The 23,835-nt window shown below is 36.6% G+C and carries 22 protein-coding genes and 1 pseudogene; 1 reads left to right on the forward strand and 22 read right to left on the reverse strand.

Going from position 1 to position 23,835, the window contains the following annotated elements:
* Window positions 1–77 precede the first annotated feature (77 nt).
* From HMPREF0634_RS07085 to rplS, 5 genes are all read right to left on the reverse strand, one after another.
* Window positions 78–1,094: an alpha-hydroxy-acid oxidizing protein gene (locus HMPREF0634_RS07085; protein WP_007790412.1), complete on the reverse strand. Its 1,017-nt coding sequence runs from the start codon at window positions 1,092–1,094 to the stop codon at window positions 78–80.
* A gap of 38 nt (window positions 1,095–1,132) precedes the next feature.
* A complete protein-coding gene (locus tag HMPREF0634_RS07090; RefSeq protein ID WP_007790433.1) occupies window positions 1,133–1,924 on the reverse strand; it encodes a ribonuclease HII in 792 nt (263 codons plus the stop codon).
* 55 nt (window positions 1,925–1,979) lie between these two features.
* Window positions 1,980–3,143 (reverse strand): alanine racemase, encoded by a 1,164-nt coding sequence (gene alr, locus HMPREF0634_RS07095; protein ID WP_007790392.1) that lies wholly within the window; start codon window positions 3,141–3,143, stop codon window positions 1,980–1,982.
* A gap of 114 nt (window positions 3,144–3,257) precedes the next feature.
* Window positions 3,258–4,142, reverse strand: a complete 885-nt coding sequence (gene ylqF, locus HMPREF0634_RS07100; RefSeq protein WP_007790351.1) for a ribosome biogenesis GTPase YlqF — start codon at window positions 4,140–4,142, stop codon at window positions 3,258–3,260.
* Window positions 4,143–4,300: 158 nt separating this feature from the next.
* Window positions 4,301–4,657 carry a 50S ribosomal protein L19 gene (gene rplS, locus HMPREF0634_RS07105; protein ID WP_007790376.1) on the reverse strand — a complete coding sequence of 119 codons (357 nt, stop codon included), beginning with the start codon at window positions 4,655–4,657 and terminating at the stop codon, window positions 4,301–4,303.
* 603 nt (window positions 4,658–5,260) lie between these two features.
* Here rplS and tyrS point away from each other — a divergent pair.
* A complete protein-coding gene (gene tyrS / locus HMPREF0634_RS07110; protein ID WP_007790437.1) occupies window positions 5,261–6,484 on the forward strand; it encodes a tyrosine--tRNA ligase in 1,224 nt (407 codons plus the stop codon).
* 126 nt (window positions 6,485–6,610) lie between these two features.
* Here tyrS and HMPREF0634_RS07115 read toward each other — a convergent pair whose 3' ends face one another.
* The 17 genes and pseudogenes from HMPREF0634_RS07115 to HMPREF0634_RS07190 all read right to left on the reverse strand — a co-directional run bounded on the left by HMPREF0634_RS07115 (window position 6,611) and on the right by HMPREF0634_RS07190 (window position 23,652).
* Window positions 6,611–7,768 (reverse strand): CD0519/CD1768 family membrane protein, encoded by a 1,158-nt coding sequence (locus tag HMPREF0634_RS07115; protein WP_007790344.1) that lies wholly within the window; start codon window positions 7,766–7,768, stop codon window positions 6,611–6,613.
* A gap of 1 nt (window position 7,769) precedes the next feature.
* Complete coding sequence (gene trmD / locus HMPREF0634_RS07120) at window positions 7,770–8,510, reverse strand: tRNA (guanosine(37)-N1)-methyltransferase TrmD (RefSeq protein WP_007790370.1); 741 nt, start codon at window positions 8,508–8,510, stop codon at window positions 7,770–7,772.
* Complete coding sequence (gene rimM, locus HMPREF0634_RS07125) at window positions 8,510–9,028, reverse strand: ribosome maturation factor RimM (RefSeq protein WP_007790340.1); 519 nt, start codon at window positions 9,026–9,028, stop codon at window positions 8,510–8,512. Before rimM ends, trmD begins: the two co-directional genes overlap by 1 nt.
* Before the next feature lie 104 nt (window positions 9,029–9,132).
* Window positions 9,133–9,366: a KH domain-containing protein gene (locus tag HMPREF0634_RS07130; RefSeq protein ID WP_007790397.1), complete on the reverse strand. Its 234-nt coding sequence runs from the start codon at window positions 9,364–9,366 to the stop codon at window positions 9,133–9,135.
* Between the two features lie 20 nt (window positions 9,367–9,386).
* Window positions 9,387–9,659, reverse strand: coding sequence for a 30S ribosomal protein S16 (rpsP, locus tag HMPREF0634_RS07135; protein WP_007790354.1), 273 nt, complete (start codon window positions 9,657–9,659; stop codon window positions 9,387–9,389).
* Between the two features lie 64 nt (window positions 9,660–9,723).
* Window positions 9,724–11,082: a signal recognition particle protein gene (ffh, locus tag HMPREF0634_RS07140; protein ID WP_007790381.1), complete on the reverse strand. Its 1,359-nt coding sequence runs from the start codon at window positions 11,080–11,082 to the stop codon at window positions 9,724–9,726.
* Window positions 11,082–11,435, reverse strand: coding sequence for a YlxM family DNA-binding protein (gene ylxM / locus HMPREF0634_RS07145; protein ID WP_007790391.1), 354 nt, complete (start codon window positions 11,433–11,435; stop codon window positions 11,082–11,084). The genes ffh and ylxM overlap by 1 nt, the downstream gene beginning before the upstream one ends.
* A 162-nt stretch (window positions 11,436–11,597) precedes the next feature.
* Window positions 11,598–13,331 (reverse strand): aspartate-alanine antiporter, encoded by a 1,734-nt coding sequence (gene aspT, locus HMPREF0634_RS07150; RefSeq protein ID WP_007790358.1) that lies wholly within the window; start codon window positions 13,329–13,331, stop codon window positions 11,598–11,600.
* Between the two features lie 16 nt (window positions 13,332–13,347).
* Entirely contained in the window at window positions 13,348–14,946 is a 1,599-nt protein-coding gene (locus HMPREF0634_RS07155; protein WP_007790371.1) for a bifunctional aspartate transaminase/aspartate 4-decarboxylase, read from the reverse strand.
* Window positions 14,947–15,084: 138 nt separating this feature from the next.
* The gene (locus tag HMPREF0634_RS10190) at window positions 15,085–15,216 is read right to left on the reverse strand and encodes a hypothetical protein (protein ID WP_083799401.1); all 132 of its coding nucleotides are present in this window, start codon (window positions 15,214–15,216) and stop codon (window positions 15,085–15,087) included.
* 89 nt (window positions 15,217–15,305) lie between these two features.
* Window positions 15,306–15,728, reverse strand: a pseudogene (tnpA, locus tag HMPREF0634_RS07160) (IS200/IS605 family transposase).
* A gap of 61 nt (window positions 15,729–15,789) precedes the next feature.
* The gene (locus tag HMPREF0634_RS07165; RefSeq protein WP_007790357.1) at window positions 15,790–16,833 is read right to left on the reverse strand and encodes an ORF6N domain-containing protein; all 1,044 of its coding nucleotides are present in this window, start codon (window positions 16,831–16,833) and stop codon (window positions 15,790–15,792) included.
* Window positions 16,834–16,988: 155 nt separating this feature from the next.
* Window positions 16,989–18,311: an HNH endonuclease gene (locus HMPREF0634_RS07170; RefSeq protein WP_040565884.1), complete on the reverse strand. Its 1,323-nt coding sequence runs from the start codon at window positions 18,309–18,311 to the stop codon at window positions 16,989–16,991.
* A gap of 3 nt (window positions 18,312–18,314) precedes the next feature.
* The gene (locus HMPREF0634_RS07175; RefSeq protein ID WP_007790410.1) at window positions 18,315–19,853 is read right to left on the reverse strand and encodes a recombinase family protein; all 1,539 of its coding nucleotides are present in this window, start codon (window positions 19,851–19,853) and stop codon (window positions 18,315–18,317) included.
* 1 nt (window position 19,854) lies between these two features.
* On the reverse strand, window positions 19,855–21,537 hold the full coding sequence (locus HMPREF0634_RS07180) for a recombinase family protein (protein WP_007790338.1): 1,683 nt from the start codon (window positions 21,535–21,537) through the stop codon (window positions 19,855–19,857).
* Window positions 21,538–23,208: a recombinase family protein gene (locus HMPREF0634_RS07185; protein ID WP_007790383.1), complete on the reverse strand. Its 1,671-nt coding sequence runs from the start codon at window positions 23,206–23,208 to the stop codon at window positions 21,538–21,540. It lies immediately after the preceding gene.
* A 141-nt stretch (window positions 23,209–23,349) separates the two neighbouring features.
* A complete protein-coding gene (locus HMPREF0634_RS07190) occupies window positions 23,350–23,652 on the reverse strand; it encodes a DUF6870 family protein (protein WP_004633820.1) in 303 nt (100 codons plus the stop codon).
* Window positions 23,653–23,835: the final 183 nt, after the last annotated feature.

A 23,835-nucleotide genomic window follows, 5' to 3' on the forward strand; every position in this document is an offset into this window, starting at 1 on the left:
CTGGTGGTTTTTGGTCAACTACCAGTCTATATTATACTTATTAATATATTCTTATTAATATCCTTATTGCTATATTCTTACTTATATATTATCCTATCATCTATAGAAGCAAGGTCCTGGCAACCCGTTAATACCATAGCTGCCTCTAGATCTGCCTTTAGTCTTGAAATATACATTTCAACACCTTGAGTCTGACCACCAAAGGAAGCTGTTATAAAGGGCCTACCTATAAGACAGGCATCAGCACCCAGGGCCAACATCTTTAAGACATCCACACCTGTCCTGATACCCCCGTCTACAAATACTTTAATCCTTCCATCTACAGCCTTGGCTATTTCAGATAATACATCTGCAGTTCCTGGAGTATAATCCTGGACCCTTCCACCATGGTTAGAAACAACTATACCATAAACACCAGCCTCTACTGCCATCAGGGCCTCATCAGGAGTCATTATACCCTTTAAGATAAATGGAAGGTCCGTTGAATTTACAAGCTCTCTTATTTCATCTATATTCTTAGCAAATACAGGTGTACCATGTAGCTTAAGTGTAACTAGACCACATGCATCCAGGTCAACACCAACGGCTAATGCCCCAGCCTTTTCTGCTTTTTTGATCTTTTCTATTATATTTCCATTTTCCCATGGCTTGATAAATACAATACCAGCCCCATCATACTTTTCCATAACCTCTAGGTTATCAAGAAGTATCTGTGGTACTGCTGTATCTCCTACCATGGCATAGGTACCCATATTTTTGCAGCCTTCTATTACAGGCTCAATATATTCCTTTTCTGTAACTAGGCCACCCATATTAAGGATTGTACCAGTTATTGGAGCTGCCATCACTGGTAGGTCTAGCTCCTTACCAAATAGGTCTATTGTCATATCTGGCTCAACCACCTTGTGGATAACCCTCATATTCAGCTTTATCCTATCAAGGGCTGCTACATTTTCTATAAAGGCCTTGCCTGTACCCTTACCGCCCATGCCTGGAACCTGACCACGACAGGCTACACCATCACAGACCCTACAGGCCTTGCATGATCCATTATACTTTTCTCTTGCCTTATCCAGCATTTCCTTGTATTCCATATCCATACCTCCATATAAATATACATAAAAATTTACCCTTAAAGATTCTTTAAAAAGCTATTTCTATGTATCTTGGTCCTACCAAATTTTTCTAGGCCTTGGTAGTGGTCACTGGTACCATAGCCCTTATTTGAAGCAAATCCATAACCTGGATATTCCTTGTCATAATCAACCATCATCCTATCCCTGGTAACCTTGGCTACTATACTGGCCGCTGCTATGGATATAGACTTGGCATCCCCCTTTATAATAGGCATTTGGGGAATATCGACCCCAGGTATCCTTACTGCATCATTAAGGAGACAATCCACTTCAACTTCTAGTTTTTCTAAGGCCCTCCTCATGGCTATATAGGTAGCATTTAAGATATTGTGTTCATCTATCTCAAAGTTATCTGCCATACCTATGCCATAGTCTATGGCCTCATTTATTATAATATCGTATAAGGCATCTCTCTTTTCCTCTGACAACTTTTTGGAGTCGTTTATGCCCTCTATCCTGGCATTTGGTTTTAAGACAACTACTGCTGCCACTACCGGTCCTGCCAAGGGACCCCTGCCAACTTCGTCAAGGCCGGCTACAAAGATTGCTCCATTTTTATAGCACTCGTTTTCGTAGTAGTTTAGGAGGTCTAGTCTTTCTTCCTCTGCCTGCTTTCTGGTCAGGGCCTTTTTCAGTTTTTCACAGATAGACTGGACTGACTTTCTCTCATCAGCAGAAAAAATCTCTATAAAGTCCATATATTCCTCTTCAGGAATCCTATCTGCCAGGTCCTTTATTTCCTTTGTTTTTAATTTATTAATTTCACTCAGGTCTAAATCTTTTAACATACAAAGCTCCTTATTTCAGTCAACGACATATATATTGCCGACCCATTACTTATCTTCATAAGTAGTCAACTATAGATACTATTTCTCCATGCCTATAGTAAACCCTAGGTACACGCCTGCTCATCATACACATGACCTCATGGGCTATGGTATCACATCCCCTGGCAACATCATCAACAGAAACCAGGTCATCACCAAAGATAACTACATCATCATTGACCTTTACATCCATATCCATTGGTACCCTAACCATGCATTGGTCCATACATATCCTACCAACTATAGAGCACTTTACCCCGTTTATGTATACGTAGGGGTTTCTCCTCCCCCTCAAAAAACCGTCCGCATAACCAGCTGCAATGCTTATAATCTTTTCTTTTACAGTTGTAAAATAAACCCTGCCATAGCTGATAGATGTACCTGCATCCAATACCTTGACATTTGAGACCTTGGCCTTAAAAGTCATGACTGGCTTGATGTCTATAGAATAGCTCACCTCATTTGAGGGGTATATACCATACTGGATTATACCTGGCCTAACCATATCATACTTTTCGTCACAGTCCAAGATTTCTGCACTGTTAGAACAGTGGATATATTCAATATTCACACCCATGGCTTTGACCTTGTCAACCATTTCGGAAAACCTATGTGTCTGTAGATTTTCAAATTCCTTATTTCTAGCATCAGCTGTTGCAAAGTGGGTATACATACCCTCTAATATTATGCCCTCAAACTGGCTTATATGTTTTATCTCATCTGCAATCTCATCTAACTTGTCATCAAGGACTACGTAGCCTAGCCTAGACATACCAGTATCTAATTTTAGGTGTATCTTGGCCTTAATTCCTATTTCCCTGGCCACCTTATCAATCTCTTGAGCCAATTCAAGGTCAAATACAGTCATAGATACATTGTTTCTAATAGAATCTTCTATAGTCAATGGATTGGTATAACCAAGGTTTAATATAGGTGTGGTAATTCCATGATCCCTTAGCTCCATGGCTTCATTTAACCTGGCTACAGCAAAAAAGTCAGCACCTAATTCTTCATAGAACCTTGCTATTTGAACAGCTCCATGACCATAGGCATTTGACTTTATGACCATGCACATCTTTGTGCCCTCAGGTATCTTATTTTTTATCCCCTTAAAGTTGTATTCCAAATTATCCAAATTTATTTCCAACCAATTAGAGGCCTTATTTACTAATTTATTCATCTAAACTCCTCCCATTCGATAACTTTTCTATCGGTGGATTATCTATAATAAGTTTCCTATAGTAATTATATTTTTTATTTATTTTTAAGTCAAGCACCGAGAAAATCAATCAAATTAGATTGAAGGCATTTCAAGTACTATCTTACCTATCTTACCTTCCCTAAACTCATTCAGGACTGTAGTTGCTATCCTAGTATAGTCAAGTTCCCTATTTCCTAGTATAAATCCCCTCTTCCTGCCTATGGCTTCCATGGTATCAATCCCCTGTGGACCAATAGATTCTAGCTTATATCTCTCCATCAAAAGGTCTGGGGCTATTTCCATAAGCCTTTCAATCAACCTCAAACCAAGTGTTTCAACATCTAGGATTTCATCCTTTATAGCCCTTGTAAAGGCGAGATTTAAGGCAACTTCCTGGTCTTCAAACTTTGGCCAAAGTATACCCGGGGTATCTAAAAGCTCCATGTCACCCCTGATCTTGACCCACTGCTTACCCTTGGTAACACCTGGCCTATCACCAGTCTGAGTTGACCTTCTACCAGATAGCTTGTTGATTAGGGAAGACTTGCCCACATTGGGTACACCAACTATCATAATCCTGATAGCCCTCTCTCTCCTGCCCTTCTCAGCCAAACTTTCCATCATAGACCTGGTAACTGCCTTACACTCAGATATTACCTTGTTAACACCCGTACCCGTCATGGCGTTAATAGGTATTGCCTTTACATCCTCCTTGGCAAAGTAGGCCACCCAGGCATCTATAGCAGGCTTCTCACACATGTCTGCCTTATTTAACAGGACTATCCTAGGCTTATCACCCACCAACCTATCTATGTCAGGGTTCTTACTACTAAGTGGTATCCTTGCATCTAAAAGCTCTATCACCACATCTACTAGCTTTAAATTATTCTGTACCAGCTCCCTGGTCTTTTTCATATGACCCGGATACCAGTTTATATTCAGGTTGTCATCCCTCAAATATTCATCATTGTAACTCATGCTTCCTCCTTCCTGCGACTGGACTGTCACAGCAGGGCTATAATAAAGCCCTCATATATATCAATCCCAAAGGCCCCTTGCCTTAAGGCTCTTTTACACTAAAAAAGGGCATCCTGAGACACCCTAATTTACTAATATACATAATTGTATATGCTAGATTATTTTCTTTTGCCTCTAGCTTCTTTGATCTTAGCAGCCTTACCAACTCTACCTCTGATATAGTTGATCTTAGCTCTTCTAACCTTACCAAATCTTGTAACTTCAATCTTTTCAATCTTTGGTGAATGAACTGGGAATGTTCTTTCTACGCCTACACCGAAAGATATCTTTCTAACAGTGAAAGTTTCTCTGATTCCTCCGCCCTGTCTCTTGATAACAAGACCTTCGAATACCTGGATTCTTTCTCTCTTACCTTCGACGATTTTAACGTGTACTCTTACTGTGTCCCCTGGTCCAAAATTAGGAACATCTGATTTTACCTGTGCGGCTTCTATAGCCTTAATTAATTCGTTCATTTCTTCCTCCTAATATCATAGACGTACATAAATACTTGACCTTTGTAAAAGAGGTACGCCCGTACTCAATAACCATTACATTATACCCTTAGATATTAGTATTGTCAATACTTTAAATGGTTTTTTATTATATTTTTTCAATAATCTTGTATATATCACAAACATATATATAAATCTTTGCTTTTCATTAAAGTCCACTCTTTCAATATAAATGTAAATGTTGTTAATATTAGGAATTGTATTGACAAATACTAGTAATAAGTGTTACAATTACTAATAAAATTTTAAGGGAGGTAGCCAAAATGAAAAGAAACAGTATAGACAATTCGACAAGCAAGTTAAATATAGCAATTTTTGGTTACGTTTATTATTATAAGATTTAAAGGGTCACATAGCAAATTCTAGTGGCTCTATTTCCGATGATAATAAAGGAGCCCTAATATAAACTGATAATTAAGGCTTCTTACATAGGTGTAGGAAGCCTTTTATAATTTGCCCCACTTTAAATTTGTATTTATATAGTGTATAATATATGTGGACTTATTACAAAATTATATACTTATTTAGTTTAGAAATAATATATTTTCAGAAAGAGGTGTACTAATGGGAGTTTTTGAAGAACTACAAGCACGTGGCTTAATAGCCCAAATAACTAACGAAGAAGAAATAAGAAATCTAGTGAATACTGGTAAGGCAGTATTCTACCTAGGATTTGACCCTACAGCAGATTCACTACACGTTGGTCATTTCATGGCCTTATCTATGATGAGAAGGCTACAGTTGGCTGGCAACAAGCCAGTAGTATTAGTTGGTGGTGGTACTGGTTACATAGGTGATCCATCAGGCCGTACTGATATGCGTACTATGATGACACCAGAAACTATCCAGCACAATTGTGACTGTTTTAAGGTTCAGATGTCTAAGTTTATAGACTTCAGCGATGACAAGGCTATAATGGTCAACAATGCTGATTGGCTACTTAAACTAAACTATATAGATATGTTGAGAGAAGTTGGCCCACATTTCTCTGTAAACAATATGTTAAGGGCTGAATGCTACAAGAACAGGATGGAAAAGGGGCTGTCATTCCTTGAATTCAACTACATGGTAATGCAGTCATATGACTTCTACCACCTATACAAAGAGTACGGATGTAATATCCAGCTAGGTGGTAACGACCAGTGGTCTAACCTACTTGGTGGTACTGAATTAATCCGTAGAAAATTAGGTGAGGATGCCCATGCCATGACAATACCTCTATTGACTAAGGCTGACGGAACAAAGATGGGTAAAACTGCTGGTGGAGCTGTATGGCTTGACCCTAATAAAACTTCTCCATTTGACTTCTACCAGTACTGGAGAAATGTAGATGATGCTGACGTTATCAACTTCATCAAAAAGCTAACTTTCCTAACACTTGAAGAAATCAAGCCTATGGAAGCCTGGGAAGGTGCTAAGTTAAACGAAGCAAAGGAACTACTTGCCTACGAAATGACTAGACTTGTCCACTCTGAAGAAGATGCTAAGAAGGCTCAGGAAGCATCTAAGGCCCTATTTGCTGGCGGTGCAGATGATTCTAATATGCCAACTACTGAAATTGACCCGGCAAAGCTGACAGACGGTGCAATAAATGTCACTGACCTTATGTTGGAATGTGACCTAGTGCCATCTAGGAGTGAAGTTAGAAGACTGGTTCAGCAGGGCGGTCTGACTATTGCTGACAAGAAGGTTGAAGACCTTAACCTTACAATCAGCCTAGATGACCTTAAGGAAGGTGTAATCATTAAGAAGGGTAAAAAGAAATTCCATAAGGCCCTTGTTAAGTAGGATTCACCAGGAAAACTAAAAATGGCTCATTAAAATCCAAATGATAAAACAAAGGCTATGCTCCAAATCTTAGATTTTCAGCATAGCCTTTTTATTATGTCTAATTAAGTTTTAATAAATTGTCCTTTAGTGAACTATTAACATAAATATTATATGGGCAAATATACCTGCGCATAGGCCACCTACTGTATGGGCAAGAATCGCCTTGCCTGCCAGGTCCCTAGACTTTAATGCATCCATCATACCTATATGAGTACTCAAGTAACCTGACCAGCACATGCCCATAGCTGTAAATACTGCTATATCGTTTGGTGCTATTGCCCCATTCTTTATAAACTCTGGTACTAGAGATATAGCTGCTCCAACTGCTCCTAGGGCTGTTATTGGGAAGGCTATAGCTTCTGGTGACTTAAATCCAAATAGTGGCTCAAGTATAAAACTTATCTTCTGACCTATATATGGTAATAGCTTTACACCCTCGTAAGCACCACCTGTATACCCATTTTCACCTGGTCCAAAAGTTAGCATCATAACTAGTGTACAAACTATTAAAACACCTGGTATAACTGCAACGCCCATTTCAACACCATTCTTACCACCTTCTAGCAAGGAGTCCAGAATCCTCTGGAATAAGTTCCCTTCTCTTACAAGTCTGAATTCGCCCTGGTCTTTCATATCTCCGCTAGTCATAGTCTCATCATATGGCTCCATAGCCTGGTCACCATAGTACTTCTTAGTCTGTCTTAGCATCAATCTTACACTTATTATAGAACCTATTATAGCTCCTAAGTTACCTATAAGGGCTGGAGCTATATATTCCTTACCCTGGGCTATCATAAATGTAGTAACAATAAGACCCATACCAAAGGCTGTACCTATGTTACAAAGGGCTGGTACCTGGTATTTCTTAAAGTACTGTGTAAATGTCTTATCCTTGGCAAATGGTATAATTGCTGGATTATCAGACAGGTATGTAGCGACAACACCTGTAATACTAGCACCTGGTAGACCCCATATTGGCTTCATCAAAGGTGCAAATATATTGTTGATCAAGGCTATAGCCCCGAATTCTGATAGTAAACTGCTGACAGCACCTGCTAGGACTGCCATTGCCATTATTAAAAATACTGTATTAAGCAGGAGGTCGTGGGCTGTGGCCATCATAGTCTTAAACATTGGACCTACTCCCATAACACTACCTAACCAAGAAAATCCTCCAATAAATATCATCAGAAAGACAAAGGTCTCTATGCCTATCGCCTTAACTTTTTTTCTATTTTCCATATTAATCCGCCTTTCGAGTTCGTCTCTTTTTTTTATTATCTTCCCTGTGAGAGGCCTGGTACTTGTCCCATAAATCTGGCCTCCTATCCTTCGTTATCTTCTTAGACTCTTCAAGTCTCCACTTGTCTATGTTACCATGATTGCCTGACACTAAGACAGGCGGCACCTCCGCCCCCCTAAAGTCCCTGGGCCTAGTATACTGGGGATACTCAAGTAGGTTATTCTCCAAACTTTCATCTTCAAAGCTCTCATTCCTGTTTAAAACACCTGGTATCAACCTAGATATGGCATCAATCATGGTCAGGGCGGGGAGCTCTCCCCCTGTAAGTACATAGTCACCGATAGATATCTCCTCGGTAACAATCATATCTATAACCCTCTGGTCTATGCCCTCATAGTGGCCACACAGAAGGATACAGTCCTCAGAGTGTGAAAAGTCCTTGGCCATCTCCTGGTTAAATATCCTACCCTTGGGTGATAGGTATATAACCCTTGGCTTATCAATATTATGAGTCTTGATTATATGCTCATAAGTTGAAATAATGGGCTGGGGTGTCATCACCATACCTGCCCCTCCACCAAATGGATAGTCATCGACCTTCCTATGCTTGTTTTCCGAAAAATCCCGGATATTATATAAATAAACTTCTAAAATTCCATTGTCTATTGCTTTTTTTATCATGCTTTCTCCTATATATGCAGCAAATATATCAGGAAAAAGTGTCATCACATGTATCCTCATTAGTCCAGTAGTCCCGGTATAGGCTTGATCTTCATCAACCTGTTTTCTGTGTCAATATCCGGCACAATTTCGTATGTTGCAGGAATAAGGTATTCCTTTGAATCCTCTCCCTTAACTACATATACGTCATTTGCTGCATACTGCAGAACATCGACTAATTTTCCAATTTTTTGACCCTCGATAGTCTCTACATCCATACCAATCATATCCGCTATAAAAAATTCATCCTCGTCCAATTGATATGACATCTCCCTATCAACAAATATAAACTTGCCAATCAGGGCCTGAACTGATTCAATAGTGTCATAACCTTTCAACTTAACAACTATAGAATTGTTGGATGCAGTTACAGCTCTTTCTACAAGGTACTTTTTTTCCCTATCATTACCTATAAAAAAGTATTCCAGGTCCTTAAACCTATCTATCTTGTCTGTATGGGGGTATATTTTAATTTCTCCTTTTAAGCCCCTGGTAGTTACTATCTTACCTAGCTTAAAATATTCCAGTTTATCAGTCACTTAATTACCTCCTAGCATTATTATTAAGGCTTTCTTGTTTGAATAAGCCTAGTCTCTAAGTCGCTAAGAAAATTTATTTTTTAGCAAAAAAGGATTAGGCAAGCCTAATCCTCTACTATTTCTAATGTTACATTTACTTTCTTCTTGTTGGACACTGATTTTAATACAGTTCTTATTGATTTAGCAATTCTACCCTTCTTGCCGATTACCTTACCCATATCTGAGTCATCAACCGTCAATTTAAGTAGGACTTCCTTGCCGTCCACAATTTCTTCGACTAGCACTTTGTCAGGATTGTCAACAAGAGCTCTTGCTATTCCTTCTACTAGTTGTTTCATATTCTCGTCTCCACCAAAATTTACTTAGATTCTTTAGCTGCTTCAAACTTTTCAATTATTCCGTTTGATACGAATAACTTCTTAACAACTTCAGTAGGCTGTGCACCTGTTACCAACCACTTGATTGCCTTTTCTTCGTCAATCTTAACCTGCTTAGGTTCTGTTAATGGGTTATAGTATCCTATTTCTTCAATAAATCTACCGTTTCTCGGCGATCTAGCATCTGCTACTATTACTCTGTAAAAAGGTTTCTTATGAGTACCCATTCTTCTTAATCTTATCTTAACTGCCATTTCAAAATACCTCCAAAAAATTTAATATTAATATAATTTATTTTCAAACAATGAATCTGCTGACCTAAAAAGGTAACTTAGGCATACCAGGGAAACCACCCTTCTTCATCTTGCCCATCATTCCACTTGACTGGAACATCTTCATCATTTTTTTCATTTCATTAAACTGCTTAATCAGTCTATTTACATCCTGGACACTAGTACCACTACCCCTTGCTATCCTTTTCTTCCTAGAAGCATTAAGTATCTGTGGATTCCTTCTCTCCTCCAGGGTCATAGACTGGATAATAGCCTTAGTCCTATTTATTTCCTTGCCCTTGCTGTCCAGGTCACCTATCTGACCCTTTATATTACCCATACCAGGCACCAATTCTAAAAGCTTGTCTAGTGGTCCCAGGTTTTGAACCTGTTCTAGCTGCATCAAGAAGTCTTCAAAGTCCATTTCATTCTTCTTTAACTTCTGACCTAACTCCTTGGCCTTTTCCATATCAAGGGCTGATTCAGCCTTTTCTATCAAACTTAGTACGTCTCCCATACCAAGTATTCTAGAGGCCATCCTATCTGGATAGAAAGGTTCCAAGTTATCAAGCTTTTCTCCCATACCAATAAACTTGATAGGCTTTTGTGTTACAGCCCTTATTGATAAAGCCGCACCACCCCTGGTATCACCGTCTAGCTTAGTTAAAACTACCCCGTCAATACCAAGTATTTCATTGAAGCTCTCAGAAACATTTACGGCATCCTGACCCGTCATAGAGTCAACAACCAAGAGTATTTCCTGAGGGTTTACCTGAGTCTTTATATCTTTTAATTCCTGCATCAAGACTTCATCTACATGTAGTCTACCTGCTGTATCTATAATAACCACATCATTTGAGTGGCTTTTAGCATGCTCAAGAGCCTTCTTGGCTATCTCCACCGGTGAAACCTGGTCTCCCATGGCAAATACTGGTAGGTCTAGCTTCTCACCTACAACCTGCAACTGCTTAATGGCTGCCGGCCTGTATACGTCACAGGCAACTAGTAGTGGTGACTTACCATCCTTTTTCAGGTAACCGCCCAATTTACCAGAAGTTGTAGTCTTACCTGCACCCTGTAAACCAACCATCATTATAACAGTCGGTGGCTGTGGCGAGTATGTCAACTTGCTCTGAACATCCCCCATAAGGGCTGTCAGCTCTTCATTTACTATCTTTACCACCATCTGACCTGGTGTCAAGCTCTTCAATACCTCTTCGCCTACACAACGCTCTTGTACAACCTTTACAAAGTCCTTTACAACCTTGAAGTTAACATCTGCCTCCAAAAGAGCCATCTTAACTTCCCTCATAGCTGTCTTAACGTCAGCCTCAGTCAGTTTTCCCTTAGACCTAAGTTTTCCAAATGCGTTTTGAAGTTTATCTGATAATCCTTCAAATATCATTATATCAACTCCCTAATCTTGTCAATTAATTCTATAAGCTGACTTGATTCCTCAAGGTTACCACTTTTCTTGCCTAAGTTTTCTACCTTATCAGCTAGCTTGTTAATCTCTTCATCTATATTCTTGAACTTTTTTACCATACCTAGCTTGGCCTCATAGTCTCTTAGAGACTTCTCCGACCTCTTCAAGGAATCAAATATGGACTGCCTGGATGTCCCTAGTATATTACTGATCTCTCCTAGTGAGTAGTCCTCTTCATAGTACATAGACAAGATATCCCTTTGCTTGTCTGTCAACAAGGGACCGTATTGACTATACAGTATTTCGATTTCTACCATCTTTTGAATATCCATACTGCCTCCTATCTGTAAAGGTCTTACACTTTACATAAATAATATGATAAACCAAGGTTTATAAAAAGTCAAGTATTTTAAGAAAAAAGTGTAAAGTATTTTTACTTTACACTTTTCCTTAAAATAAATGTATGAATCTATCTATCTTATCTACTCAAATAACTAATGTATGCATATTGCTACTACAAGAGGACCTAAGACTGTAAGTAAAATATTTCCCATTGCATATCCTGGTGTATATGCTATAGCAAAAATACTTGAATCACATTCCTCCACAACTCCGTTAAGTGCTGCTGTACACGTTCCAGCACCACATAGAGCACCAATGATATCTACAGCATCTAACTTTAACACAAATCTTCCAAAGTAAACGGAAGCAATATGAGGCAAAATGGTTACCAAAATACCAATTAATAGTACCTTTAAGCCCATAGATTGCAATGCAGATATGAAGGAAGCTCCAGAAGTAAGTCCCACAATGGCTATAAAGAGATTTAATCCAACACTCTTACAAAACCATCGGGTTGCTTTCGGCATCAGTCCATAGTTAGAATGTCTATCTTGATAATATCCGAACAGAAGTCCTCCAATTAAAGCTCCTCCACCAGATCCAAGTGTAATCGGAATTTTGGACACAACGAAGCTGATTGCACCTATTAATAAACCAACTACAAGCCCGATGCTGATAAAAGATATATCTGTCTCAGTTCCTGTATCCTTCACATACCCAAGTTTCTTTACAGCCTTAGAAATAGCAACTTTTGATCCCACCAATGTCAAGTGATCAAGAGCCTTTAACTCCTCCTCTTCAGGGAGAATATCGTTATCTCTCATCCTTTCTGAAATGACGATTCCATTTTCTGAAAGATTCTTTATAACATCTAGAGAGAAATTGTTAGTTAAAACTATTTCTTGCTTTACAACATCTAGCCTAAGAGCTTCTGAATCATTAGTTTCCTTCATGCCAGAAGCTTCAAAATTTAATACTGCATCAAGAAGTCCTATAATCGTAACTGTATCCTTCTCAAGAAGCTGCACATCCGGTGCAAGATTCACCCGTTTACCATCTCGAAGAATCTGAATTATTGTAAGAGAATCATCGTACTGTTCTTCAATGGAACCGATTGTTTTGCCAATAAGTTCTGCTCCTTTTTCTAAGCAAAATGCACGTGCTTTAATATTTCCAACCACAGTGTTTTCCGAAGAAGACTCATGGAAATTTGTTTGCTCAATTTTCTTCTTAACTGTATCTGTCAAATTTGCACCAATTAACTTTGATGCACCATTCCTCAAAAAAACAACTACCCCAATCGTTCCAAAAACATAGGTAAGTGCATAAGCAACTGCCATTTGACTTTCAGCCGTTTTCAGTTCTGTTCCTGAAAGCATACCCTTCATAGTAGAATCCGCTGTTCCTAAGATTGCTGACTGTGTAAGACTACCTGCCAAAATTCCGCCAGCTTCTCCAGCTCCAATATCAAAAGTCTTAAACAAAACAATCGAAACTGCAAAAGCCACCACGGCGAAGAATATGGATAGGACAATAATTTTAAGGCCAGATCTTTTTAAACTTGCGAAGAATGAAGGTCCAACCTCATATCCGATAGTAAAAATAAACAGTGAGAAAAAGATTGTCTTAACCGTTCCGTCAATTTCGTAAGTTCCTGCCCCCTTCAATATTAGGGAAATGAGAAGTCCTACCAACAAAGTTCCTACAGTGGCACCTACCGTAAAGGATTTTATCTTTACCTTTCCAATAAAATATCCAAGTGCAAGACATATAAAGATAGAAATGACTGGATTAGCAATCAAATAATGGGCTATATCAGAGAAGCCTGTTACCGTAATACGTTGTGCTGTTTCCAACACTTCATGTGAGATTAAACCTATATTCATTTAAAATTCCTCCATACTATAGCTTTTTTTTCTCTTTTGTATACTTTTCGTAATATTCTTTCAAAAGGGATATAATACGGTTTGCTATTTCCTTATAATCATTGTCCTCTAGGTTTGCTTCTGAAATTCTAACTGTACCAGGAGTTGCTCCAAAACCAACTCCTTCCATCAACACAACACCATCTTCCTTTGCTAGATGTAAAAGAAAATCTATTTCCTCAAATTCATTTCTAAGCCATGTTGCGAAGTTCTTATCATAATTTGTCTCTGCAAGTTGATATATGTCAATCAGTGTATAATATTTAGCATTGGAATCACTGTTATCCTCAGGTAAGCCTAATGTAGACATTAAATTGTGGTAACGAATCGCTGTAATTTCTTTACAAGCTTCAATGTATTGATCCTTTTCATTTTCAAGAACCAAATGGGTCATAGAGAAAAGAACCATCATAATCTGCTGTGGTGTAGATAGCCCGCTTGTATGATACAATCCAATAGATCTGCTGTCTGCACATATCCTTTCAACAAAGCCCATTTCCGAAGGATTAAATGTAACGATAGAATAATCGCTTTCTAGTTCTTTTTTCTTCTTCTCAGGAAGCTTCTTAATCAGTTCATCAAAAACATTATCTTCATTAATTGCTATAACTCCGAGTCTCCATCCTGTAACACCATAAAGCTTTGAATACGAATAAACCAAAATAGTGTTTCTTGGGCAAACGGAATAAACAGTACGGAAGCCATTTACAAAAGTACCGTATACATCATCTGTTATAATAATAAGATCCGGACGCTTTACAACTACCTTTCTTAACTGTTCCAAAGTCTCATCTGTAAGACTACGAGAACCCGGATTTGATGGATTCACTAAGAAAAATGCCTTGACAGAAGGGTCCAAAAGCTTTTCAAATTCAGAATCTGGAATATGCCACTGATTTTCTTCCCTTGCTTGAAGATAGACCTCTGCTAAATCAAAATTTGATAGTCTCGGAATCTGAATATAAGGAGTAAAGACCGGTGTGTTGATTGCAATGCGGTCTCCATCATTAAGTAGTCCATTATGCTTTAAGGAATCAAATATATAAACAATTGCAGCCGTACCGCCTTCTACTGGAAATACCTTAGTATTTTTTCTTAAATTAGCCTTCCCATATAGAATGCTTTGAAGAAATGCATTGATGATGTGCTCCGTATTCTCCAAACAACGGCTAGGAACCGGATAATTATTTCCTATAATGCCATTTGTAAGCTCCAAAATAAGGCTTTTCTTATCTAAATCTAGATGGTCTACGCTATACTCCACGATCTTTTTAAGAAATACATCCACCTCATCGTCACGATTTAAAAAAGCATTGTACCTCTCCTCAATTCCATTGGAGTCAACATATCCAGCTAAATCTCCTTTATCTAGAGTCCTTTTGCATTCTGACACGCCAAATTCCATCAGTCTTGCAAAAGCTAATCTTCCCAAGGTATTAATCCAATTAGGATTTCCTCTTCCTGCATTTAAAAATTTCAAATGTTTCTCATTCTTTTCTGATAATTTCAACATATCAAAGCTAATTTCAAATGCACCAAGTTTTTCTAATTTTCTTTCGAAGCTCTTTGTAATCATCTTTAATTCTCCTTTCCTTCTAACTGCATAAGTTTTTCTAACCACAATACAAAAAAACCATCAATATCTTTTATATTTTAATTATATCATTCGCAAGCTATTTTGTACATTATTTTTAGTTTAATACCGATAATGATCTCATTGCCAAATCAATATCCCTATTTTATAGCTCCTATATAATATGTAAGTATGTTTTTTACTATCTTGCATTGTTTCAGTCGCATTTTCATTGAAGTGTACAACAACTTCATAGGTAGTCTTTAAGTCCAAGGGTTACCGGCCAGCGTCTAAAGGTGCTGGCTTTCACTCTGTTCAAGCTCGGCCTTTGACTCGTCGCCACCCTTTAAAGGGTATTTGTACTACTTGCCATCCCTAAAGGGATCTTCATATTCTTTGACACTTAATTTATCAATGGCTATATCATGTTTTTCCTGTTCTTGAATATACTTCTTTATAGTTGCTTCATTCAATCCAACTGTACTTACATAGTATCCTTCAGACCAAAAATGCCTATTTCCAAATTTATATTTTAAGTTTGCGTATTTGTCAAATATCATTAGTGCACTTTTTCCTTTGAGATAACCCATAAATTATGATACACTAATTTTAGGTGGTATACTTACTAGCATATGTACATGGTCTGGCATAAGATGACCTTCTAGTATTTCTACACCTTTATACGAACATAACTGTCTCAGAATTTGGCCTATACTTTGTTTATACTGATTATATATTATTTTTCGCCTGTATTTTGGTGTAAATACTATATGATATTTACACATCCACCCTTGTGTCAAGTATTGGATACATATTTTTTTCAAATTTCCAATCCATTTTCCACTTCTATTTTAACTTCAACACCGGATTTTTCAAGAGGTTATCGATAAGGTCAGTATAAATCATCTGATCGACCACTTCCGTTATGCTTGTGATTCTTTGCCCTGCGTCTTTGGAAGACGCTCCGCAATGATAGATTCGCTGATGTTCGGTATTCCAGTCAATAATAATGTATCTGTCATGAAACTCTCCACCGGATTTTTGGAATGTTATCTTTCTAAACGGATATTCCCTAAAGAAATCCTGATATTCAAGGGTATGAAGTCCTTTCCCGATGTTATCGCTGAATATAATGACCTCTACCGATGAAGGGACATCTTTTAACAAGACCAAGGTTTTCACTCCGATGTAGTTATCGACGATATAAATACTCTTTTTCGCTATGCTGTAAATATCCTTATAAGCAAGATTTGCTTCGATCGGTTGTCCGTTCAAGAGTAAAAATCCGTATTTGAGTTGCGGATTGCTGAGATCAAGGATCAAATCAGATAGTTCGGATTTATGCACCACATTATTTAAGGTGTCCATCACTTCCGCCACCTGTTCTTCCACATCTCTTAAATCTCGTCTTAAATCCTGCATTTCCACGACATTACTTGTAATCTGCATCGAAAGCTGCAAAAACTCTCTTTTTCCAATCAACCCTTGGTTTTCTACGATATAGTCTTTCATCTTCTTAAAGGTACGAATCAGAGCTTTACTCTGCTTGACCGCAAGCTCTCCTTTGAGAACTGTCATCAGCATATAGATTCCCTGCTCGGTAAAAGCATGAGGATTGTACTTAATATTACTACCTCTTCCTGCACTCTTGTTCAAGGTCACATTTTGTGACCTTGAAAGTTCAGATACTTCTTCGTCGGTTAATCGGAACATAAAGTCTTCATCAAATTTTTCAATATTCCTTTTTACTTGCTGATTAAAAGCCTTTGTTTCATATCCATATATTTCGGCTAATTCAAAGTCAAGCATAACCTTTTGTCCCCTAATAATATAAATCTTTTTTACAAGGGATTCATGATTTACAATCATCATTTCATCTTTTTTATCCATTTCTTTATCCTCTTTATTCAAATTTCCATTCCATTTCATAGACCCTATTATATCCAAATGTAATATAATTCATCATAATGCTTTTGAAAATTTTAAACTCTCTAAGAAGTATTCCTATCACCCCCTCATGTCAGGTGCTGAATGCATTTTTATTCTCAAATAATGTCTTTAACAACTTTAAATTTCTTTTCAATTTTTTTTGGAAAAACACAAGAAAAATCTTCTAAAATATACTTTCCATATATACCACTAATTATATTAAAAAATAATATGCATTCTTTTTCAGCCACAAATTTTAACCTGTCATTTTTTGTAAATGGTATTATGAATATGAATATTTTATCTAATATCCTTAACTCAGCATAGCAATATGGAATTGCATATAAACCTATGTCTTTTCTTTTAAAAATATACAATTCCGGTTCAATTATCAGTCTATTAGAATTCCTTATTGCTACTTTAGGTAACTCAACATACTCGTTTCCATAACGAAGCCATTTTATAGTTTCATCAAAATATTGTAAAAATTCATTCCCAATAAGCCCCATTACACTTTTTACTAAAGTTTTATATATATGTTGAGGAATGTAATCTTTAACATAGTTAACTTCAAGATCTTTTACTTCACTTATATTTTTATTAGAAATTATAACTGGACCTTTAACCTTATTTTCCTTTACAAATTTTTTTACTACCTCAAATCGGCCCCAATCTATATCATAATTCTCGTTTTCATAATCAAAGAATTTTGCAAATCTCCCATCAGTTAATTGAAATTTCGGCAAATTATTTTTGCCTTTAAGACCGTACTTTAATCTTTCCCAAATTAAATAATTGCATAAATCTTCTTCGGCATTTCTTGAGAAGTATTCATTGCATAAATCACATTCTTCATTTTGAAAAAATTTAATATTTCCCAAAGCTTCCGGTATAGCATGAGCAATGTCTTTAAAGGTCGCTCCATTTTTTATATCATTACCACAATAAATACATCTCCTATTTTCTTTAACTACTTCACCCATAAAAATTCTTCTATCTGGTATTATATTTATCATTTCATAAGGTAGTTCATCCAAAAATTTTTTCGCTTTTTCTTTTTGGTCAATTACTTTTTTCATTTCTTTTACTATCTCACCCTCAGTATAATCATTATTATAATACAATAAGGATTGTTTTAAAGTATCATACTCTTCTTCAAGACAATCATTATACAAAAAAATATAAATATACTCTGCGTTGGATAAATCTTTGAAAAATTTTTTTAAACGATTCATTTCTTTATATTTTGAATATTTTCGTTCCAGAAATTCCAAAACTTTCACCCTGTTTTTATGATCAATTTTTATTGGTTGTTGAGCGTGGTCTTTTTCAAAAATCAAATTAAATAAAATCCCATTTAAAAATTTCATACCTTCTAATCTCGATGATAATTCAATTATTAAGCTTTCATTTTCTTTGATAAAAATTATCTTCAACAAATCTTAATCCTCCATTTCATTTTCAAATTTCCAAACAATCTCCACCTTGTCCTTGTCATAAACATAGATTCTGTCTATGACTTCGTTGATCCAGTCTAAAACAAGTTCTCCTTCGGCTACCGCTTCTCTTAGTTTATCGACATTCAGATGATGTCTTGAAGCGGTATTTTCCTGTATCTTATCCTCTATGATGGCTATTTCCTGTTCGATGTTCTTAGCTCTTTGTGTGAGGGATTCCCGTTTTGAGAGGTATTCGTCTTTCTCTATGATACCTTGCTTATGCCTTTCGTAACACTGCATTTTGGAAATTTGGTTCTTTTGTTGTTCCGCTTCCAATTTTTTCTTTCGCTCAAGCAGGTTCTCACAAATACTTTCTCTGACTCTATACTCAATCATTCTCGTCTGTTCTTCCTCAAGAAAATGCTCGGTGTAAAGCTGAATTTCCTTTGACACGATTTCTTCCAGTACTGAGGCTTGTATCTTTCCTTTCATACAGCCACAGTCTTTCGCCTTGTACCGATACGAACAGTAATATCCGTCACTTTTTCCGGAGTAAACGGTATAGCTCATCTTATGATGACACTTACCACAATAGACCTTATCCTGAAGTATATGAAAATTCTTACGCTCTCTACTGATTAGTTTTGCATTGCTGTTTAGCATACTCTGAACCTTACAAAAATCTTCTTTAGAGATAATAGCTTCGTGCATATCTTCTCTAATTATCCAGTCTTTGCTATCAACCCATTTTCTATTATCAGAACCAACTTCCTGTACCCTTGTCTTTCCACCAACAACAGCTCCTGTATAAACTCTTTGTGTTAAAACATATCTGATAATCTGTCCTGTCCATACTCCACTTCCTCTTTTAAGCCCTATATGTTTTGCCGGCGTTAAAACACCTCTATGATTAAAATCCTTGGAGATGGAAAGCATACTTTCTCCACTCAGGTATCTTTCAAAGACTTCTTCAATGATGTTTCTCACTCTTTCATCGACAAGTAGCTGATGATGGTCTTTTTCATCTTTTACATATCCATACGGTGCTTTTGAACCGAAATAATACCCTCTATTCTGTCTTACTCTTACTGATGAACTGATTTTTTGTGAAATGTCCTTGGAATAGTAGTCGTAGACAAGATTCTTAAAAGGAATTTCTAAACTGCTGATTCCATTCTCATTGTTATTACTGTCATAATTGTCATTCACAGAGATGAAACGAACCTGCATAAAAGGGAATATCTGCTCAATATATGCTCCGGATTCAATATAATCTCTTGCAAATCGTGATAAATCCTTTACAAGAATAGTTCTTATCTCATTTTTCTTCACAAGACCTATCATCTTTTGAAATGCAGGACGATTAAAATTTGTTCCGGTATAGCCATCATCAATATGTTCTCTTATCTTCACTCCGGTAAATTCTTCTCTTGAACTGATATAGTCTTTTAAGATTTCTCTTTGGGAAGTAATGCTGTTACTTTCGTCTTTTAAGTCGTCATCTTCTAAGGAAAGTCTTAAATAAAAATCTACTGTATTCATATCAGCTCCTCCTTGTCTTTCTACCGAGTTTTTCAGTAATCACAGGAGTTTCTTCAAAATTAAATTTGATTTCTATTGTGTTATCTTTCCCTATAAAGATCTTATCAATGATGCTATCTACAAAGTCTTTATCCCATTTCTTTGTTTTACCTTTAAAAAGTGCTGTAAGGTACTTATGCCTTTCTTCAAGTTCAAATACTTCTTTTTCAAAGATAGCAACTTGTCTTTCTTTTAGGCTTTTAAGTTCTGCTTTCTTTTTACACAGAAGTCCTTTTTCCCTTTCAAAATCTTCTTTACTCCACTTGCCCAAAACATATTTTTCATAATACTCACTTTGAAGTCTGCTAAAGCCTAAAATTTTTCTTTCAATTTCAGTTATTTCTTTTTCCTTTTTCTTATCCATCTCTATTTTAAGATTGTCATAAGCATTCAGATAAGCCTTATAACTTTTACTGTTATTTAAAAGAATAGCATCAAAGGCTGCTTTAACAGTTTTTTCAAGAGTAGCCTCTGTAATAGATGTTCCGCATTTTTCTGTTGTAAATTCTCTGAACCGATTACAGCTAAAATAAAATACAGTTTTATTACCGCTTTTTTGCCTGTGTACGCTCATTTTTCTCTTACAAATCCCACAATAGAGTTTTCCTCTAAATACTGTATCATCCTTAGCATTCTTATTTTCTTTTCTGCTATTTTTAATGGAATTAGATTTTGAGGAAATTTTCTCCTGTACCTTTTCAAATGTATCAAGCGAGATAATTGCTTCATGGGCATCTTCTGTTATTGTCCAATGTTCTTCGTCAAGCCTTTCTCTCTTTTTACCTTCAAATAAATGCTTTTGATTTCTGCCTTGAATGAGTGTTCCTGTATATACACGATTTTTAAGCACTTGTAATATTGTTGTTGGCATCCAAGCTCTTATAAGTTCATTTTCATCAGCTTTAGCTTTTCCAAACTTCCTATAATCAGTTGCTATATATACTTTCTTTTCAAGCAGTAACTTTGAAATATCAAGTGTACTAAATCCCTTCAAATACGCATCAAAGATTTCTTTTACGATGGAAGCTGTATTTTCATCAACATATAACCGTCTTACTCCATCTTCATCTTTTCTTGCTGTATAGCCATAAGGAGCTGCACCACAAATAAATCCACCCTGCTTAATTCTAATCTGATGGGAAGTTGATATTTTCTTTGAAATGTCTTTTGCATAAGTTTCATTTACAATATTCTTCAAGATTACCTCAAGAGATTTATTGGGATCTTCCATGTGAAAGGTATCCAGATTGTCATTAACCGCAATAAATCTTACTCCAAGAAACGGAAATATCTTTTCAATGAAGTTTCCAAGCTCCGTATAATTTCTTCCAAAGCGGGATAGGTCTTTTACAATAATGCAGTTGACTTTTCCAGTCCTTACTTCTCCCATAAGTTTTTCAAAGTCAGGTCTTTCAAATTCTGTCCCTGTCTTTGCGATGTCTTTATATATTCCAACCAAATTATGACCATCATTTTTCTTTATATAACTTTCACAAAGAACAATTTGATTTTCAATGGAATCACTCGGCTTTTCTTTTTTATCTCTTGATATTCTTGTGTAAATCGCTGTTTGAAAACTGTTTCCGCTTTCTTTGCTTAACAGAGCTTCTTCCGCTTTTGCCCGCCTGTTCGCTGTCCTTGCCATCTACACCACCTCCTTCATCAGCTCGGAGGATTGCTTTGTGTAGTCGCTTAACTTATCCAGTATATCTGTAGTTTCATCATAGTTAAAATGGATTTCTATCCTTTTTTCTTCCAAAACATAGATTTTATTGACAAGTCTTACAAGAAGCCCTCTTTCTAAGGTGCTTATATTCCTGTACTTTTTAATATCTGACAGGAAGTTTTTGTTTCCCAAACTCTTTTGATAGAGTCTTGAAATTTCTTTATTCTGCTTTTCTAAAATCAGTTCGCTTTCTACGATACGGTTTGTATAAAACTCTCTCATACCATAAAATTCTTCTTCTGAAATGATTCCCTCTTTTAAGTCCTGATATAGGGCCGATTTCAAAAGTTCAAATTTCGCCTTGCTTTTCTTGGTATATTCCTGTCTTTTATCTATTTTCTTAAAAAGCTCATAGGATACTTCCATGTCCCTTACTTTTTCCGAAATGCTTTCATACTTTCCAAGAGAGTTGATGTAATGGCGAATCATCTCAAGTACGCTTACTTTTAAATCCTCCTGTTTGATTGAGTGCCTGCTGCACTGTTTTCCTTTGTTGTATTGGGAGCAGATATAGTAGACAGTGGGAGTTTTCCCTCTCTTATCAACTTTCTTCGTCATCTGAGCATTACAGTCCTTGCAAAATAAAAGACCTGAAAACAAATCCGCTTTCTCCCCAACATTTTTTGCCTTTATATCACATTTCAAAAGTTTTTGGGCAATTTCAAAGTCATAAATATCAATAATAGCTTCATGATTGTCCTCGATTTCAATCCAATCGCTTCTATCCTTGGAAACCACCTTATCCAGCTTATAGTTTATCTTTTCCCGTTTTCCCTGTTGCAGTGTTCCGATATAGATTTCATTGGTTAAAATACGATTAACTGCCGGCGTATCCCATTTGGCAACCGCCTTTGTGCTAAAGCCTGTCTTATACCTTATTCCCTTTGCCTTTTTATGCTCCATCGGTGATGGGATTCCATTATCGTTTAAGTGTTTGGCAATAGAGTATGAGCTGTACCCTTCAAGCTTCATTGAGAAGATTTTCCGCACCACATATTCCGCTTCTTTATCAATTACTATTTTGTGCTTATCTTCCTTATCTTTTTCATAGCCGTAAGGAGCATAGTTTGATATAAACTGTCCCTGTTTTCTCTTTACCTTGCAGACACTTCTGACCTTTGCGGAAGTATCCCTACAATAATTGTCATTGATGAAGCTTTTAAACGGAATGACCAAGTTCTTTTCCGTTTCACTGGCTGTATAGCTGTCATAATTATCATTTAGGGCAATAAATCTTATATCAAGAGAGGGAAACACTCTTTGCAGGTATCTTCCGCTATCAATATAATCTCTGCCAAATCTGGATAAGTCTTTTACAACAATGCAGTTAATTCTCCCTGTGATGACATCTTCCATCATTTTCTTAAATGCCGGTCTTTCAAAGTTTATCCCTGAATATCCGTCATCGACATATTCTTCTATCAGCTCCATATCCTCATTTTTATCAATGAAGTCATTAATCTGAAGTCTTTGGTTTGAAATGCTGTTGCTTTCCACCTTAAAGCCTTTATCATATTTTTCATCATCTTGTGATAATCTAAGATACATGGCAACTTTGAGAACATCTGTATCTAAATTGTTTTTAGACATAACAAAACCTCCAAACTTTCATATTCTTTTTTAAGGAGAAATATGATAACTTGGAGTCTTTCAGCTCTTATGAAGTTGTATCCCTATTTGATTCGTATTATACCATAGATTTGTAAAAAAGTCTGCCCCTTTTATCATATTTTAATCAAGAAGCATTGCTTTCTTTTTTAGGTAAGACAAAAAGCAATCCTCCAAACTTCTTCCATTCTCTGCATAGCTACATTTAACAATGACATTTCCGACTTTCATAAAGTACATGGAAAGCGGCTCTGCATTTTTCTTATCTTTTATATCTTCAATATCAGGGACAATTTTCCTGTCTATCTCTTCCGCTGACATGTTTTTATATATTGCTAATTCTTCTGCATTCATTAGAAAACTCCTTTCCCTGTTGTTTTCTTTTTTAAGTTTTTTGACATTGGTAGGTGTCTTGGCTGACAACATAGGAATCTCACCTCCGCCCCTTATTCAAGACGAGCCGGCATAAACTGTTGAAGTATCATTATCACTGCCTGTATCAACGAACAGACTGCCACATCTGTTTTTTATGTAATCTTATTTGTCGCTCGCTTCCTTGTTTCCTTGATTTTCTCAGTATTCATTGAACCAAAATATTTTTTAGCAGAA

The sequence above is a fragment of the Peptostreptococcus stomatis DSM 17678 genome, from assembly GCF_000147675.1.
In the GTDB taxonomy this organism is placed as follows: domain Bacteria; phylum Bacillota; class Clostridia; order Peptostreptococcales; family Peptostreptococcaceae; genus Peptostreptococcus; species Peptostreptococcus stomatis.